The sequence below is a fragment of the Nocardia colli genome (assembly GCF_008704205.1).
Classification (GTDB): Bacteria; Actinomycetota; Actinomycetes; order Mycobacteriales; family Mycobacteriaceae; genus Nocardia; species Nocardia colli.
Window position 1 is genome coordinate 1 of the sequence record NZ_VXLC01000042.1, and the last position, 19,694, is coordinate 19,694.

Annotated in this window: 1 protein-coding gene; it reads right to left on the reverse strand. The window is 69.9% G+C overall.

Going from position 1 to position 19,694, the window contains the following annotated elements:
• A partial coding sequence (locus F3087_RS43365) for a non-ribosomal peptide synthetase (RefSeq protein WP_150408030.1) occupies positions 1–19,694 on the reverse strand: 19,694 nt, incomplete at both ends.

Consider the following 19,694-nt stretch of genomic DNA (forward strand, 5'->3'; position numbering starts at 1 on the left):
GAAGAAGTCGTCGTCCAGGCCGACCCGGGCGACGCCGAGCACGTCGCCGAAGGTGCCCGCGACGATCTCCTCGATCGGGGTGGACGGCGCCCGGAACACCTTGGCCTCGAACACCGGCGCGGGCAGCGCCTTGCGGTCGAGCTTGCCGGAGGCATTGAGCGGGAACGCTTCGAGCACCACGAACGCCGACGGCACCATGTACGCGGGCAGTTCGCCGCCGAGTTCGGCGCGCACGCCGTCGAGGTCGACCGGCTGACCCGCGGAGGGCACGACATAGCCGACGAGCTGATCGCCGAGGCGGTCGTCCGAGCGGACCACCACCACGGCCTGCGCGATGGAATCCAGTGTGGTGAGCGCGGATTCGATCTCGCCGAGCTCGATCCGCAGGCCACGCAGCTTCACCTGGAAGTCGGTGCGGCCCAGGTACTCCAGCTCACCACGCGGGGTCCAGGTGACGAGGTCACCGGTGCGGTACATGCGCTCGCCGTCAGCCCCGAACGGGTTGGCCACGAACCGATCCGAGGTCAGCTCCGGACGCGCGACATAGCCGCGGGCCAACTGCACACCCGCGAGGTACAGCTCACCCGCGACGCCCACCGGCACCGGGTGCAGGCGCGAATCCAGCACGTACACCTGGGTGTTGAACACCGGAGCACCGATCGGCACGGACACCGCGTCGGACTCGTCCACCTCGTGGAAGGTGACGTCGACGGCGGCCTCGGTCGGGCCGTACAGGTTGTGCAGGCGCGCACCGGTCAGTTCCTGCATCCGCTGCGCGGTGGCCGCGGGCAGCGCCTCACCGGAGGCGAAAACGTTGACCAGGCTGGTGCATTCGTCCGCGCGCTGCTCGGCGACGAACACCGAGAGCATGGACGGCACGAAGTGCGCGGTGGTGACCTCTTGCTCGGTGATCACCTGGACCAGGTAGCCGGGATCGCGGTGGCCGTCCGGCTTCGCGACGACCAGGCGGGCGCCGATCTGCAAGGGCCAGAAGAACTCCCAAACCGACACATCGAAGGTCGCGGGCGTCTTCTGCAACACCACATCGTTGCCTTGCAGTGCGTACTCGGCCTGCATCCACACCAGGCGGTTGACGATCGCGCCGTGGCTGACCGCGACACCCTTCGGCCGGCCGGTGGAACCGGAGGTGAAGATGACGTACGCGGTGTTCGACGGACGCAGCGGCGCACGACGATCCGCATCGGCCACCGGCACATCCGAGTAGTCCGACAGCGCAAGGCGATCGATCTCGACAGCAGGCGTCTTGCCCGCATCGAACTCGTCGCGCGCGGTGGTCAACACACACACCGGTCGCGCGGTATCGAGCACGTAATGAGTGCGCTCGGCCGGATGATCCGGATCCAACGGCACATAAGTACCACCGGCAACGCTCACCGCGTACATGCCGACAACCAGATCGATCGACCGGCGCATACCGAGAGCGACCATCGAATCCGGGCCCACACCCAGCGAGATCAGATGACGCGCAAGACGATTCACCCGCGCCGAGAACTCGGCATAGGACAGACTCGTCCCCTCGAACGTCAACGCAATCGCATTAGGCGTCCGAACAACCTGCGCCTCGAACATCGACACCAACGTCGCCGACTCATCCACCGCGTGCGCGGTGTCGTTCCAGCGCGCGACCACCTGTGCGTGCTCGGCCGAATCCAGCAGCTCGACATCGCCGACCGCCACGGACGGATCCGCGACGACGGCGCTCAGCAGCCGGACGAGCCGTTCCGCGACCCCGGCGATCGTGCCCGCGTCGAACATGTCCGTCGCGTAGGCGAATTCCGCGGTCATGCCGTCGGCGGAGCGTTCGGCGTCGAACCGGTCGGACAGGCTCAGGTGCAGATCGAACTTGGCCGTCACCACGTCCAGGGGCACACCGGCGACCTCGAGCCCGGGCAGCTCGAACGAGGCTTCCCCGGTGTTCTGGAACGACAGCATGACCTGGAACAGCGGGTGCCTGGCCTGCGAGCGGGCCGGGTTCAGGATCTCGACCAGCCGCTCGAACGGCAGGTCCGCGTGCCCGAAGGCGGCCAGGTCGCGGTCCTTGGTGCGGGCGACCAGGTCCGCGAACGGCGCCGCGGGATCGACCTCGGTGCGCAGCACGAGCGTGTTGACGAACATGCCGATGGCGTCGTCGAGCACGGCCTCGCCGCGACCCGCGACCGCGGTGCCGATGGCGATGTCGTCGCTGCCGGAGAGCCGGGCGAGCAGCGCGGCGAACGCGGCGTGCACGACCATGAACAGGCTCGCGCCGTGTTCCCTGGCCAGCGCGTTCAGCTCGCGCAGCAGCTGCGCGTCGAGCGAGAACTCGTACACCCCACCGCGATTGGACGCGACGGCGGGCCGCGAGCGGTCCGACGGCAGGTCCAGCTGGTCGGGCAGCCCGGCCAGGCTGCCGGACCAGTAGGCGACCTGCTGCGCGATCAGCGAGGCCGGATCGTCTTCGGAGCCAAGGGTTTCGCGCTGCCACAGCGCGTAGTCGGCGTACTGCACCGGCAGTGGCGGCCAGGCCGGGGCGTCGCCGCGTGAGCGGGCCGCGTAGGCGATCATCACGTCGCGGGCCAGCGGCCGGACCGACCAGCCGTCGCCGGAGATGTGGTGCACCACGAAGACCAGCACGTGCGTGTCGGGCTGCGAGCCGTCCATCGAGCCGGCCACCCGGAACAGCTGGGCGCGCACCGGCACCTCGGCGGTGACGTCGAAGCCGGTCAGCACCAATTCGCTGACCCGGTCCTGGATTTCGGTCTCGGACACCTCGATCGGGGTCAGGTCGATGGGTTCCTGCCCGGCGGGCAGCACGACCTGAACGCCTTGACCGTCGGCGGTTTCCGGGTAGACGGTGCGCAGCACCTCGTGCCGGTCGACCACGTCGGCGACCGCTTGGCGCAGCGCGTCGGTGTCGAGCGAACCGGTCAGCCGGACGGCCAGGGGGATGTTGTTGACCGCCGAGTCGGTGTCGAACCGGTTGAGGAACCACATCCGCTGCTGCGAGAGCGACAGCGGAATCCGGGCCGGGCGCTGTCCCGCGACGAGTTCGCGGCGACGCCCGGTGCCCTGGTGGGCTTCCATCCGGGCGGCCAGCGCGGCGACGGTCGGCGCCTCGAACAGCATCCGCACCGGGACGCGGGTGTCGAGGGCGGCGCCGAGCCGGGCGACCACCTGAGTGGCGATGAGCGAGTTGCCGCCCAGTTCGAAGAAGTCGTCGTCGACGCCGACAGCGCGTTCGCCGTCGGTGCCTGCCAGTCCGAGCACCTCGGCGAAGGTGTTCGCCACGATCTCTTCGATCGGGGTGGACGGTGCGCGGAATTCCCTTGCCTCGAAAGCGGGTTCGGGCAGCGCGCGCCGATCCAGCTTGCCGTTCGGGTTGAGCGGCATGGCGTCGAGCACCACGAGCGCGGCGGGCACCATGTAGGACGGCAGGCGGCCGGACAGGTGAGTGCGGAGCTCGTCCACGTCCACCGTCGCGCCGCCGACCGGCACCACGTAGCCGACCAGCTGATCGCCGGTGTGCGCGTCCGAGCGCACCATGGCGACCGACTGAGCCACCGAATCGTGGGCTGTGAGCGCGGTTTCGATCTCGCCGAGCTCGATCCGCAGGCCGCGCAGCTTCACCTGGAAGTCGGTGCGGCCGATGTAGACGATGGCGCCGGTGTCGTCGCGGGTGACCAGGTCACCGGTGCGGTACATCCGGGCGCCCTCGGCGCCGAACGGGTTGGCCACGAAGCGATCCGCGGTCAGATCGGTGCGGCCGAAGTAGCCGCGCGCCAGCTGCGCGCCGGCCAGGTACAGCTCGCCCGCGACGCCGGACGGCACCGGCTTCAACCGGGCATCCAGCACGTAGGCCTGGGCGTTCCACACCGGCAGGCCGATCGGCACCGCGCCGGTGACGTCGTCGGCCACCGGGCCGTGCGTGGCGTGCACGGTGAATTCCGTCGGGCCGTACAGGTTGTACAGCTCCGCCGAGCTGACCCGGCGGATCGCCTCGACCGCGTCGGCGGTGAACGCCTCACCGGCCACGAACAGCGTCCGCAGCGAGGCCAGGGCGTCGCTGCCACCGGTGACGTCGACGTTGCCGGCGAACACGGTGAGCATCGACGGCACGAACGAGGTCATGGTGACGCGTTCGGCGGCGATCACGTCCGCGAGGTACTGCGGATCGCGATGCCCGTCCGCGCTGGCGACCACGATGCGGCCGCCGGTGGTCATCGGGCCGAACAGCTCCCATACCGACACGTCGAACGTGGCCGGCGTCTTGAACAGCACGATGTCGTCGGCGCCGATGCCGTATTCGCCGGTGATCCAACGGATCTGGTTGACCACGGCGGCGTGCGGCACCGCGACGCCCTTGGGTCGACCGGTCGAGCCGGACGTGAAGATCACGTACGCCGGGTGTTGCGGCTTCAGCGGCGCGATACGGTCGGCGTCGGTGACCGGCTCGGCCGAGTAGCCGGACAGGTCCAGCTCATCGATCGACAGCACAGTCCGGCCGTCCGCCTCGAACGCATCACGGGACGTGGTCAGCACGCACACCGGATCAGCCGAATCCAGTACGTAGTTCACTCGATCGGCAGGCTGGTCGAGGTCGAGCGGCACATAGCCGCCGCCAGCCTCGTGCACCGCGTACGCGGCGACCACCAGGTCGACCGATCGCCGCAATCCGAGCGCGACCAAACTCTCGGGGCCGACCCCGGCCTCGATCAGCTTGTGCGCCAACTGATGCACGCGCGCACCGAACTCGGCGTAGCTCAACGAGTTTCCGGTGGCCGGGTCTACAACGGCGACCGCGTCCGGGGTAGCCGCAGCCTGAGCGGCGAACTCGGCGACCAGCGTGCTCGGCGCACCGAGATCCCGCGCGGTGTCGTTCCAGCCGCGCAGCGCCTGCTCGGTCTCCCGCTCGTCCAGCAGCGCGATATCGCCGATCGGCCGATCCGGTTCCGCCGCAAGCGCTCCCAGCAGGCGGTTGAACCGCTGCCCGAGCTCCGCCATCGTCTCCGGATCGAAAAGATCCGTGGCATAGATGAATTCGGCACTGATCCCAGCCGGAGCCGCATGTGCGCCATTAGTCGCCTGGGTGGCGTTCTTCTCCGACAGCGTCAGCTGCAAATCGAACTTCGCCGTGTCGATCGGCAATTCGACACCGCTGACCGTCAGCCCCGGCAGTTCGAGGCTGTTCTGGCCCAGGTTCTGGAACGACAGCAGCACCTGGAACAGCGGGTGCCGGGCCTGCGAGCGGGCCGGGTTCAGGATCTCCACCAGCCGCTCGAACGGCAGATCCGCGTGTCCGAACGCGGCGATATCGGTGGCGCGCACCGTGCGCAGCAGATCGGTGAACGTGGCCCCGCGCTCGATCGGGGTCCGCAGCACCAGGGTGTTGACGAACATGCCGATCAGGTCGTCGAGCGCGCGCTCGCCACGACCCGCGACCGGGGTACCGATCGCGATGTCGTCCTCGCCGGACAGGCGGGCGAGCAGCACGGCCAGCGCGGTGTGCGTGACCATGAACAGCGTCGCACCCCGGGTGCGGGCCAATTCGGTGAGCTTGGCGTGGGTTTCGGCGTCGATCTCGAAGCTGTGCGTCGCGCCGCGACCGGAGGCGACCGCGGGCCGCGGCCGGTCGGTGGGCAGGTCGAGCTGATCGGGCAGCCCGGCCAGCGAGTTCGACCAGTACGCGATCTGCTGGGCGATCACCGATTCCGGATCGTCCTCGTCACCGAGGACCGCGCGCTGCCACAGCGCGAAGTCGGCGTACTGGACTTCCAGTGGCCGCCAAGCGGGTTCGCCACCCTCGACGCGAGCGCCGTAGGCGGTCATCACGTCCCGGGTCAGCGGGCCCATGGAGAAACCGTCGGCCGAGATGTGGTGCACCACCAGGGCGAGGATGTGCTCGGTCGGGCTGACCTCGAACAGCCTGGCCCGGAACGGAACCTCGGTGGTGACGTCGAACGCGGTCAGCACCAGCTCCGAAAGCCGTTGCGGCAGTTCGGCCTCGGTCACGTCGAACGGTGCGAGGTCCGGGATCACCTTGGCGGTGGGCACGGTCACCTGATGCGCCGCGCCGTCCACCTCCGGATAGAAGGTGCGCAGCGACTCGTGCCTGGCCAGCACGTCGGCGACCGCGATCTGCAAGGCCTGCCGGTCCAGCAGACCGGACAGCCGCACCGCGGCCGGGATGTTGTCCACGGCCGAGTCCGGATCGAACCGGTTGAGGAACCACATCCGCTGCTGCGCCAGCGACAGCGGCACCCGGTCGGGTCGCTGCTGCGGCGCGAGGGCCGCCCGCGCACCGGCGCCGGTGTGGGTCTCCGCCCGGGCCGCGAGCGCGACCACCGAGGACGCCTCGAACAGTTCGCGGACACCGAGATCGGCGTCCAGCGCGGCGGACAGCCGCGCGGCCACCTGGGTGGCGGTCAGCGAGTTACCGCCGAGCGCGAAGAAGTCGTCGTCCAGGCCGACCCGCTCCAGGCCGAGCACCTCGGCGAAGGTCGCCGCGACGATCTCCTCCACCGGCGTGGTCGGCGCGCGGAACACCGCGGCCTCGAACACCGGCGCGGGCAGCGCCTTGCGATCGAGCTTGCCGGAGGCGTTGAGCGGGAACTCGTCGAGCACCAGCACCACCGACGGCACCATGTACGCCGGCAGCCGCTCGGCCAAGTCCTCGCGCAGCAGCTCGGTGTCCACCCGGACATTCGGCGCGGGAACGACATACGCGACGAGCTGATCGCCGGTGTGCTGATCGCCACGAACCACCACGACCGCCTGGGCGACCTCGTCCAGCGCGGTGAGCGCGGTCTCGATCTCGCCGAGCTCGATCCGCAGACCGCGCAGCTTCACCTGGAAGTCGGTGCGGCCCAAGTACTCCAGCTCACCCGTCGCGGGCCCACCCGTCGCCCGGCCGCCACCCCCCATCGAATCGCTTCGCGATGCGGTCACCCATTGGACGAGGTCACCGGTGCGGTACATCCGCTCACCGGTCGCGCCGTACGGGTTGGCCACGAACCGATCGCTCGTCAGATCCGCACGCGCGACGTACCCGCGAGCCAGCTGCGTGCCCGCCAGATACAGCTCACCCGCGACACCCACCGGAACCGGCCGCAGCCGCGAATCCAGTACGTACACCTGGGTGTTGAACACCGGCGCACCGATCGGCACCGTGTCGGTGTCGGAATCGATGACCTCGTGGAAGGTGACGTCGACCGCGGCTTCGGTCGGACCGTAGAGGTTGTGCAGCGCCGCACCGGTCAGCTCGCGCAGGCGATGCGCGGGCTTGGGCGGCAGCGCCTCACCGGAGGCGAACACCAGCCGCAGCGAATCACACTGCGCCGCAGCGCCATCGGCGACGAACACGGCGAGCATCGACGGCACGAAGTGGGTGACGGTGATCCGCTCACCACTGATGACCTCGGCCAGGTACGCCGGATCCCGATGCCCGTCCGGCTTCGCGACCACCAGTCGCGCACCGATCTGCAAGGGCCAGAAGAACTCCCACACCGACACGTCGAACGTGGCCGGGGTCTTCTGCAACACCGCGTCCGCGGCGTTCAGCTGGTAGGCGGACTGCATCCACACCAGGCGGTTCACGATCGCCGCGTGCGCGACACCGACACCCTTGGGACGACCGGTCGAACCGGAGGTGAAGATCACGTACGCGGTGTTCGACGGACGCAACGGCGACCGGCGATCCGCGTCGGTGATCGCGTCCTCGGACAACCCGCTCAGATCGAGCAGGTCGATCCGCACCTGCGCGGTATCGATGTCCAGGTCACTGCCCGAAGTCAGCACACACACCGGATCAGCGGTGGCCAGAATGTATTCCGTGCGCTCGGCCGGATGATCCGGATCCAGCGGCACATACGCACCACCGGCGACGGCGACCGCGTACATACCGACGACCAGATCGATCGAGCGCCGCATACCAAGCGCCACATACGATTCCGCGCCGACACCGCGGGCGATCAGCCACCGTGCCAGCTGATTCACCCGACCGGCGAACTCGTCGTAGGACAGATGTGTCCCCTCGAAGCTCAGCGCGGTCGCGTCGGGCGTGCGCGCGGCCTGCTCGTAGAACATCGAGACCAGCGTCGCGGCCGAATCCACCTCGTGCGCAGTGTCGTTCCAGCCGGCGACCACGAGCTCGCGCTCGGTGGTATCGAGCAGCTCGATATCGCCCACCGGCACGGTCGGTTCGGCGGTGATCGCGGTCAGCACCCGGATCAGGCGGTCGGCGATGCGCCGCACGGTCTGCTCGTCGAACAGGTCGCGCAGGTAACCCGCGCGGACCCGGAGCTTCGAATCCAGCTGGGCGATCAGCGTCAACGGGTAGTGCGTGGCATCGGCCGCGTCGAGGCCGACGACCGCCATACCGTCGATATCGGAGGCCTGCGCTTGCAGTCCCTCGGCATCCACCGGGTAGGACTCGAACACCACGAGCGTGTCGAACAGCCCGCCGATGCCCGCGGCGGACTGGATATCCGCGAGACCGACGTAGTGGTGATCGAGCAGATCCGCCTGCTCACCCTGGGTCCGGGCGAGCAGCTGCTGCGCGGACTCCGCCGGGTCGAAGCGCACCCGCACCGGCACGGTGTTGATGAACAGGCCGACCATCGACTCCACGCCGGACAGATCCGCCGGACGCCCGGACACCGTGGTGCCGAACAGCACGTCGTCGCGGCCGGTCATCCGGCCGATCAGGATGCCCCACGCGGTCTGCAGCACGGTGTTCGGCGTGACGCCGAGCGAACCGGCCAGCGCGGTGAGCCGCGCGGTGGCCTTTTCGTCGAGCTCGAAGAAGTACTCCCCGGACAGCGAGGTGATCTCGCGTCCGGCATCCGGCCGGGCCAGCAGCGTCGGCTCGGTGACCCCGCGCAGCGCGTTCGCCCACGCCGCGACCGAGGCCGAATGATCCTGCTGCGCAGTCCATTCCAGGAAGTGCCGGTAGGACCGCACGGCGGGCAGCACGCTGGTGTCCGCGTGCGCCGCGTAGAGCACCAGCAGGTCCTGCATGAGCAGCGGCATGGACCAGCCGTCGAGCAGGATGTGGTGGTTGGCCACCACGAACTGCCAGCGATCGCGCGCCACCTGAATCAGCGTGAACCGGATCAGCGGCGGCTCGGCCAAATCGAAGCGCTTGGTCCGGTCGGCGGCGATCAGATCGTCGCCGTTGCCCTGCTCGATCCGGTCGTGCTCGGACCAGGCGACCCGGACGCTGTCCAGGACCACCTGCACCGGGCTGCCGTCGCGATCGGTGACGAACGCGGTGCGCAGGTTCTCGTAGCGATCGACCAAAGCCTGTGCGGCCGAACGCAACCGGGCCGCGTCCACCCGGCCGGTGAGGGTGAGCACCGCCTGCGCGGTGTACACGTCCACCGAGGTGGCGGCGAGCCTGGCATGGAACAGCAGACCTGCTTGCAGCGCGGACAGCGGCCAGATGTCGGCCAGGTTCGGGAAGCGCCGCTCCCACCCGTCGATATCGCCCTGCGTGCTGCGCACCAGCCCGAAGTCGGACGGGGTGTGCCCGCCCGCGCCGGTCGAATTGGCGTGCCGGGCAACCGCTTCCAGCGCGGTCGTCCACAGCTCGCCGAACTCGCGGACGGCGGCGGCGTCGAGCAGCGTCGACGGGTAGCCGATGTTCGCGGTCAGCTTGTCGCCGGTGACGATCGCGTTGATGTCCAGCGGCGCCATCGCGGGCATGTCCGCGTCGTAAGCCCCGCCCAGCGCGCCCAATTCGGCGGCCGGGATCCAGCCGAAGCCGCGCAGCGACTCGGGCACGTCGCCCTCGGACACTCGGCCGAGGTAGTTGAAGCTCACCTGGCCGGGCAGCTCGACCGGCAGCTCGGCGGCGGTCTCCGGGTTCAGGTAGCGCAGCAGGCCGTAGCCGACGCCCTTGTCCGGCACCGCGAGCAGCTGCTCCTTGATCGCCTTGACCGCCTGGCCGAGCGCGGGCCCGCCGGCCAGCGCGGCATCGATGTCGATGCCGGACAGGTCGAAGCGGACCGGGAAGATCGCGGTGAACCAGCCGACGGTGCGGGACAGGTCCGCGCCGGGCACGATGTCCTCTTCGCGGCCGTGGCCCTCCAGTCGGATGAGCAGCGAATCGCCGCGGGCACCCGCCCGGCGCGCCCGCCACTTCGCGGTCGCCAGCGCCAGCGCGGTGAGCAGGCCGTCGTTCACGCCGCCGTGGAACAGCGCCGGCACCTTGGTCAGCAGCGCCTTCGTGACCTCGGCGGACACCTCGACCTGCAGCTTCTCGATGACTCCGGAGGTATCGACCGCCGGGTCCATCGGCCGCTCGGTGAGCAGCGGATCGGCCGCGTCGACCACCGAACGCCAGTGCTCGAGTTCCGCGACCCGTTCGGCACTACGCGCCTCACGTTCGAGAGCGTGCGCCCAAGCGCGCATCGAGGTGGCCGGCGCGACCAGCTCGGGCTGTTGCCCCGCGGTGCGCTGGCCCCAGGCCGCGACGAAGTCCGGCACCAGGATGCGCCAGGAGACACCGTCGACCACCAGGTGGTGACCGACGACGATCAGTCGCCCGGCGCGTTCGCTGCTCGACGGCTCCAGCCAGACGAACCGAACCACAACGCCCGCAGCGGGATCCAGGCGATCCAGCGAGGAATCCAGTGCGGCGGAGGCGATCTCGATCAGCTCGGCCTCATCGATACCGGCGTCGAAGGTGGTGTGATCGACCAACGCGTCCACGTCGACCGTTCCGGCAGCGGCGGTTTCGAGAACCCACTCACCGTCGACCTGCCGCAGGCTCGCCCGCATCATGTCGTGCCGGTCGATGACCGCGCCGACCGTCGCGACGATGCCCGCGCGGTCGATACCGACCGGCAACTCCAACGCGAGAGTCTGGTTGAACCGCCCGAACGAACCGCGCCGCTCCGCCATGAACCGCACGACCGGGGTCAGCGGCATCGTGCCGACGCCACCACCCGGCAGCTCGGCGAGCACCACGGCCGAAGCCGCTGCGGCGTCGGCGGTTTCGGCGACCGCGGCCAGCCCGGCCACGGTGCGCTGCTCGAAGACGTGCCGCGGCGTGAACACCACGCCACGCGCCTTGGCCCGCGACACCAGCTGAATGGAGACAATGCTGTCGCCGCCGAGCGCGAAGAACGAATCGTCGACGCCGACCCGCTCCACGCCGAGCACCTCGGCGAACACCTCGGCAATGGTCTGCTCGACCGGCGTACGCGGCGCCCGGAACACGACCTCGGTCGCGAACACCGGCTCCGGCAACGCCTTCCGGTCCAGCTTGCCCACCGGGGTGAGCGGCACCCGGTCGATCACCATGATCGCCGACGGCACCATGTAGGCGGGCAGCCGATCCTCGACGTGCGCGGTCAGCGCCGCGACATCGATCGAACGGCCGTGCACCGCAACCACATACGCCACCAGCGAGGTAGCGCCGGCGGAACTCTTGTGGCCCACGGTGACCGCGAAGTCGACGTTCTCGTGCGCGGCCAGCGCCGCGTCGATCTCGCCCAGCTCGATACGGAAACCGCGCACCTTGACCTGGAAATCGGACCGGCCGACGTACTCGACCTCACCGGTGCGCGTCCAGCGGACCACGTCACCCGTGCGGTACATCCGAGCCCCGGCGACATACGGATTCGCCACGAACCGGTCAGCGGACAGCCCGGCGCGCGCGTGGTAGCCGCGGGCCAGCTGGATGCCCGAAATATAGAGCTCACCTGCGACACCCACCGGAACGGGCCGGAGCTGGGCGTCCAGGATCAGCGACTGCATGCCGCGGGTCGGGCCACCGATGGTGACCAGATCGCCCGGCGTCAGCGCGTCGCTGATGTTGGTCATGATGGTGGTCTCGGTCGGGCCGTAACCGTTGTGGAAGCGTCGCCCGGAACCGTCCGGCGCGCCACCCCACTTGGTCACCAGGTCGGCCGGGACCGCCTCGCCGCCGGCCACGATCACCCGCATGCCGGCCAGCGCGGCCGGGTCCAGCGAGGCGAGCACGGACGGCGTGATGAACGCGTGCGTGACCCGCTCGGCGCGGATCAGCTCGGCCAGTTCCTCGCCGCCGTACACGCCGGGCGGGCAGACCACCAGGGTGCCGCCGCGGCCGATCGCGAGCAGGAACTCGAGGATCGACGCGTCGAAGCTGGGCGAGGCGAAATGCAGTGCGCGCGTGGACGAGTCGACGTCGTAGCGGGCGTTCTGCTCGTCCCGGAAGTTCGCCAGGCCGGCGTGGGTGACCACGACGCCCTTGGGGACGCCGGTGGAGCCGGAGGTGTAGATGACGTAGGCCGGGTGTTCCGGCCGCACCGGCCGTACCCGCTCGGCATCAGTGATCGCGGCGGCGTCGACGCCGGACAGATCCAGCTCGTCGAGGACCAGCCATTCCACCGAGTCCGGCAGGTCGCCGCGCACGGACGTCACGGTCAGGCCGACCGGGGAGCCCGAGTCGGTGACCATGTGCGCGATCCGGTCGGCCGGGTAGGTCGGGTCGATCGGCACGAAGGCGGCGCCGGATTTGGCCACCGACCATTCGGCCAGATAAGAGTCACCCGAACGCGGCACGGCGACCGCGACCAGGTCCTCGGTGCCCAGACCACGCTCGATCAGCAAGCGGGCCAGGCGGTTCGAGCGTTCGTCGAGTTCGGCGTAGGACAGACTGCGCCCCTGGAAGACCACCGCGGGCGCCGCCGGGTCGATAGCGGCGGCCTCGGCGATCAGGTCCGGCAGCGTCCGCGCCGGAGTGGCCTCGGGACCGGTGCGCGCGGTCAGGTCGGCCAGCTCCGCGGCATCGAGCACGTCGATCTGGCCGACCGCGATGGCCGGGTTCGCGGCAATGGCCTCCAGGACCCGCTGCCAGCGCTGGGCGATCTCGGCCGCGGTCGACTCGTCGAACAGTTCGGTGGCGTAGGTCAGTGCCAAAGCCATTCCGGCCGTGCCGGGTTCACCCAGCTCGGACAGCGTGAACTGCAGGTCGAAGCGCGCGATGTTCTCTTCGAGGTCGAGCGCGGACACCGAGAGCCCGGGCAGTTCGAGGCTGGTGCGATCCAGGTTCTGGAACGCCAGCATCACCTGGAACAGCGGGTTGCGCGCCTGCGAGCGTTCCGGTGCGAGCAGCTCCACCAGTCGCTCGAACGGCACGTCGGCATTGCCGTACGCGTCCAGGTCGGTGCGCCGCACCCGATCCACCAGCTCGGTGAACGATTCGGCGGCGTCGATCCCGGTGCGCAGCACCAGGGTGTTGACGAACATGCCGACCAGATCGTCGAGGGCCTGCTCGCCGCGCCCCGCGATCGGCGTGCCGACCGCGATGTCGTCCGCGCCGGACAGCCGCGACAGCAGCACGGTCAGCGCGCCGTGCATCACCATGAACAGCGACGCACCGCGTTGGCGCGCAATGTCTTCCAGCGCGGCGACCAGATCACCGGGCAGCTCGCGATGCAGCGTCGCACCGCGGAACGAGGCGATCGCCGGGCGCGGCCGGTCCGCGGGCAGGGTCAGCTCGTCCGGGACACCGTCGAGGGCCCGCTGCCAGTGCGCCACCTGGCGCGCCATCAGCGAGTCCGGATCGTCCTCGGTACCGAGGACCTCGCGCTGCCAGACCGCGAAGTCGGCGTACTGCACCGCCAGCGGCGCCCAGCCGGGCGCGCTGTCCTGGGTGCGCGCCGAGTAGGCGAGCATCACGTCGCGGGTCAGCGGGCCCATCGAGAAGCCATCCGCCGCGATGTGGTGCACCACGACGACGAGCACGTGCTCGTTCGGACCCGCGCTGTAGAGCCGGGTGCGCAGCGGAACCTGTTCGGCCACATCGAATCCGGTGGTGACGAAGTCGGTCACCACGGCGGTCAGCTCGGCCGGATCCACCTGCACCGGGTGCAGGTCGAGCGCGATGTTCTCCGCGGGCACGATCACCTGGACCGGGGTACCGCCGTGCTCCGGGTAGCGGGTACGCAGCGACTCGTGCCTGCGCACCACGTCGGCCACCGCGAGCCGCAGCGCGGCCACGTCGAGCGAGCCGTTCAGCCGGATCGCGATCGGCAGGTTGTAGGCCGCCGAGGAAGTGTCGTACTTGTTCAGGAACCACATGCGCTGCTGCGCGAACGACAGCGGCACCAGTTCGTCGGCCTTGCGCGGCCGGGCGACCAACCTGGCCCGCGCGGCCCCGTCGGCATGCGATTCCACCCGCGCGGCCAGCGCGGCGACGGTGGGCGCCTCGAACAGCGCGCGCACCGCGACCGTGGTACCGAGCGCGGCACCGATGCGGGACACCACCCGCGTCGCGATCAGCGAGTTACCGCCGAGATCGAAGAAGTCGTCGTCGACGCCGACCCTGGGCAGGTCGAGCACCTCGGCGAACACCGCGGCCACCGTCTCCTGCACCGGGGTGACCGGCGCGCGGAAGGCCCGCGACTGCACCGCGGGGGCGGGCAGCGCCCGGCGATCGAGCTTGCCGTTGACGGTCAACGGAATCCACTCGAGCCGCACCAGCGCCGAGGGCACCATGTAGGACGGCAGCCGCTCGGCGGCACCGTCGCGGACCCGATCCAGCACGGGGACGATCTCGGGCTCGGCGACCACGTAGGCCACGATCCGCTGATCGCCCGGCTGGTCCTCGCGCACGATGACCGCCGCCTGGGCGATGCCCGGCTGGGCCAGGATCGCGGACTCGATCTCGCCGAGTTCGATGCGGAAACCGCGGACCTTCACCTGATCGTCGGCACGGCCGAGGTATTCGAGTTCGCCGAAGCGGTTCCAGCGCGCGAGGTCACCGGAGCGGTAGAGCCGCGAACCCACCGAGTCCGACCCGGCCAGCGGATTGGCGACGAACCGGGTCGCGGACAGGTCGGGGCGACCGAGGTAGCCGCGGGCCAATTGCGGTCCGGCGACATACATTTCGCCGGCCACTCCGACCGGGACCGGCCGCAGCCGGTTGTCGAGCACGAACACGCGCAGACCGGCGATGGCCCGGCCGACCACGCTGCCGGAGGCGGCGGCGATGGTCGCGGCGTCCAGCGCGCGGTAGGACACGTGCACCGTGGTCTCGGTGATGCCGTACATGTTGACCAGCAGCGGAGCTGAATCACCGTGGCGGGCAACCCAATCCGAGAGACGGCGCAGTTCGAGGGCCTCGCCGCCGAACACCACGTAGCGCAGCGCGAGCGGGGCGGCGCCGGGTGCGGCGTTGCGATCGGCTTCGGCCAGTTGGTAGAACGCGGACGGGGTCTGGTTGAGCACCGTGACCCGTTCCGCGCGCAGCAGTTCCAGGAACTGCTCGGGCGAACGCGAGGTGTAGTAGTCGACCACGACCAGGGTGCCGCCGAACAGCAAGGGGCCCCACAGCTCCCACACCGAGAAGTCGAAGGCGTAGGAGTGGAACAGCGTCCACACGTCGTCGGGACCGAAGTTGAAGTCGCGATCGGTATTGGCGAACAGCCGCACCACATTCCGGTGCGCGACCGCGACGCCCTTCGGGCGGCCGGTCGAACCGGAGGTGTAGATGACGTAAGCGACGTGGTCGGGCGAGAGGGCCGCGTTGCGATCCGCGTCGGTGATCGGCGCGTCGTCGGCGTCCTCGATATTGCCGGTCTCCACGGCGAAGCCGTCCAGCACCACGCTCGGCAGTTCCGCCGGCACCGTCACCTGGACCGTCGAGTCCAGGATCACGCTGGTCGGCTGGGAATCCGCGAGCACGAAGGCGATCCGGTCCGCCGGGTAGGTCGGGTCGACCGGCACATAACCAGCACCGGTCTTGACCACCGCGACCAGCGCGACGACCAGGTCGAGCGAGCGCGGCAGGATCACCGCGACCAGCGACTCCGGTCCGGCGCCGTCCGCGATCAGCCTGCGCGCCAGGATATTCGCGCGCCGATCCAGCTCACCGTAGGTCAGCTGCTCGACGCCGAAACGCGCGGCGACGCGGTTCGGGTGCGCGGCGACGGCCGCGTCGAACACGGTGCCGAGCGTCGCATCGGTCTCGCCGAAAACGCCTGCGCCGCCGTCCATTCCGGAGGACACCCAGCGCTGCGAGACATCGAGACGCTCGGACTCGCCGAGCAGGTCGATGTCGCCGACCGCGATCTGCGGATCCTCGGCGATGGTATGCAGCACGCGCACCAGCCGGTCGGCGAACGCGGCCACCGTCTCCGGATCGAACAGCTCGGTCGCGTAGTTCCAGGACAGCGCCAGCGCACCGTCCGCGGTCTCGCCGACGGTCAGCTGCACATCGAACTTCGCTGTGCCCGCGTCGAATTCGACCACGTCGAGGTCGAGGCCGGGCAACTCCACCGTGCCCATGTCGGCCGCCGAGGCCGCCTCGAAGGTCAGTGCGACCTGGAACAGCGGGTGGTGCGCCTGCGAGCGCGCCGGGCTGATGACGTCCACCAGCCGCTCGAACGGCACATCGGCGTTGCCGAACGCGGCCAGGTCGGTCCGGCGCACCTGCTCGAGCAGTTCGCTGAAGCTCGCGGCGGGATCGACCTCGCTGCGCAGCACCAGCGTGTTGACGAACATGCCGACCAGGTCGTCCAGGGCCCGCTCGCCACGCCCGGCGATCGGGGTACCGATGGCGATGTCGGAGCTGTTGGACAGCCTGCCCGCCCACGCGGCCAGCGCCGCGTGCACCACCATGAACAGCGTGACCCCGCGCCGGCGAGCCAGCTCGGCCAGTGCGGCGTGCACCTCGGCGTCGACCGAGAAGTTGTGCGTGCCACCGGCATTGGAGGCGATCTCCGGGCGCGGCCGGTCGGCGGGCAGCTCGAGCTGATCGGGCAGATCGCGCAACTGCTCGACCCAGTACGCGATCTGCTGGGCCGCAACCGATTCCGGATCGTGCTCGACGCCGAGCACGTCGCGCTGCCACAGCGCGTAGTCCGCGTACTGCACCTCCAGCGGCGCCCAGGCGGGCGTCTCGCCGCGGGTGCGCTCGCTATAGGCGACGACCACATCGCGCAGCAGCGGCCGCAGCGAGAAGCCGTCGGCACTGATGTGATGCATGACCAGCACCGCGACGTGGTTCCGCGCGTCCAGGCTGAGCAGGCTTGCGCGGAAAGCGATCTCGCTGGTGACGTCGAAGTGGTAGCTCGCCAGCGCGACGATGCGCGCGGGCAGTTCGGCCGCGGTCACCGCCTCGGCGACGACCTCGGACGACACCTCGGAGACAGACAGGACGCGCTGGTAGCCGGTGCCTTCCACCTCGGGGTAGACGGTGCGCAGCGCCTCGTGGCGGGCCAGCACATCGCCGATCGCGGCGTTGAGCGCCGCGACGTCGAGTTCGCCGGTGAGCCGGATGGCGACCGGGATGTTGTTGACCGCGGTGCGGTTGTCGAACCGGTTGAGGAACCACATCCGCTGCTGGGCCAGCGACAGCGGCACCAGCCCGGAGCGCTCCTGCGGCACCAGCGGCGCCCGGCCGCCTTGTCCCGCAGCCGATTCCACGCGGGCGGCCAGCGCGGCGACGCTCGACGCCTCGAACAGCGCGCGCACCGGGACCTGGGTGTCGAGGGCCTCGCCGAGTCGCGCGGCCACCTGGGTGGCGACCAGGGAGTTGCCGCCGAGTTCGAAGAAGTCGTCGTCCAGGCCGACCCGCTCGGCGCCGAGCACCGCGGCGAAGGTATCGGCGACGATCTCCTGCACCGGAGTAGCCGGAGCGCGGAAGGTCTTGGCCGCGAACGTCGGTTCGGGCAGCGCCCGCCGATCGAGCTTGCCGGACGGGTTCAGCGGGAACGCGTCGAGCTCCACATAGGCCGAGGGCACCATGTACGCGGGCAGTTGCGCGCCGAGCGCGGTCTTGACCGACTCGACGTCCAACGCCCGGTCCGGGTCGCCGACCACGTAGGCGACGAGTTGATCGCCGGTCCGCTCGTCGGTGCGCACCAGCACGACCGCCTGCGCGACGGATTCCAGTGCGGTGAGCGCGGATTCGATCTCGCCGAGCTCGATCCGCAGACCACGCAGCTTCACCTGGAAGTCGGTGCGGCCCAGGTACTCCAGCTCGCCGTCCTCGGTCCAGGAGACCAGGTCGCCGGTGCGGTACATGCGCTGGGCGTCGCCGAACGGGTTCGCGACGAACCGCTCGGTGGTCAGGTCCGGGCGGGCAACATAGCCGTGCGCCAGCTGCGCGCCGGCCAGATACAGCTCACCAGGCACGCCGACCGGAACCGGCCGCAGCCGCGAATCCAGCACGTACACCTGGGTGTTGAACACCGGGGCGCCGATCGGCACCGAGCTGGTGTCGGCCTCGGTCACCTCATGGAAGGTGACGTCGACGGCGGCCTCGGTCGGGCCGTACAGGTTGTGCAGCCGCGCCCCGGTCAGCGTGCGCAGCCGCTGCGCGGTGACCGCGGGCAGCGCCTCACCGGAGGCGAAAACATTACGCAGGCTGACGCATTCGCCCGCCCGCTCCTCGGCGACGAACACCGACAGCATGGACGGCACGAAATGCGCCGTGCTGACCCGCTCTTCGATGATCAGCCGGGCCAGGTAGGCGGGATCGCGGTGGCCGTCCGGCTTCGCGATCACCAGGCGCGCGCCGACCTGCAAGGGCCAGAAGAACTCCCACACCGACACGTCGAAGGTGGCCGGCGTCTTCTGCAACACCACGTCGTAGGCGGCGAGGCCGTATTCCGCGTGCATCCAGACCAGGCGGTTGACGATGGCCGCGTGCGAGACCGCGACACCCTTCGGGCGACCGGTCGAACCGGAGGTGAAGATCACGTACGCGGTGTTGGCCGGACGCAGCGGCTTGTGCCGATCCGCGTCGGTCAGCGGCGCGTCGGAGAACTCCGACAGGTCCAGCTGATCGATGCGCACCTGCCGGGAGCCGGTGGATTCCAGGTCGGTACCGGAGGTCAGCACGCAGACCGGGCGCGCGGTGTCGAGGATGTAGTCGGTGCGCTCGGCCGGGTGGTCCGGATCCAGCGGCACGTAGGCGCCACCGGCGGCGTTCACCGCGTACATGCCGACCACGAGGTCGATCGAGCGCCGCATGCCAAGCGCGACATACGATTCCGGGCCGACGCCGTTCTGCTTCAGCCAGCGCGCCAAGCGATGCACTCGCCCGGCGAACTCGGCGTAAGACAGACTTGTCCCCTCGAACGTCACCGCGTGTGCCTCGGGCGTCCGCGCGACCTGGGCCTCGAACAGCGAGACCAGCGTCGCCGCGGCATCGCCGACCGGCGAGGTCAGGGCCGCGTCCACCGGGAATTCGGTGTCGTTCCACCGCTGCACGACCAGCTCGCGCTCGGCCGCGTCCAGCAGTTCGATATCGCCCACCGCCGCGGTCGGCTCGGCGGCGACGCCGGCCAGCACGCGCAGGAAGCGCTCGGCGAACGCGTTCGCGAACGGACCGTCGAAAAGGTCGGTGGCGTAGAGCAGTTCGGCGTCCATCGCCGCCTCGGCGCCCTGCACCTCGCTCAGCGTGAGCTGCAGATCGAACTTCGCGGTCGGCTGATCGATGCCCAGCTCGGACACCAGCAGGCCGGGCAGTTCGAGCGAGGCGCGGCCGAGGTTCTGGAACGACAGCATCACCTGGAACAGCGGATGCCGCGCCTGCGAACGGGCCGGGTTGAGCACCTCGACCAGCCGCTCGAACGGCACGTCGGCATGCGCGAAGGCTTGCAGGTCACGCTCGCGGACCTGGGCGAGCAGGTCGGTGAACGACGCGTCGGTGTCGACCTGCGCACGCAACACCAGGGTGTTGACGAACATGCCGA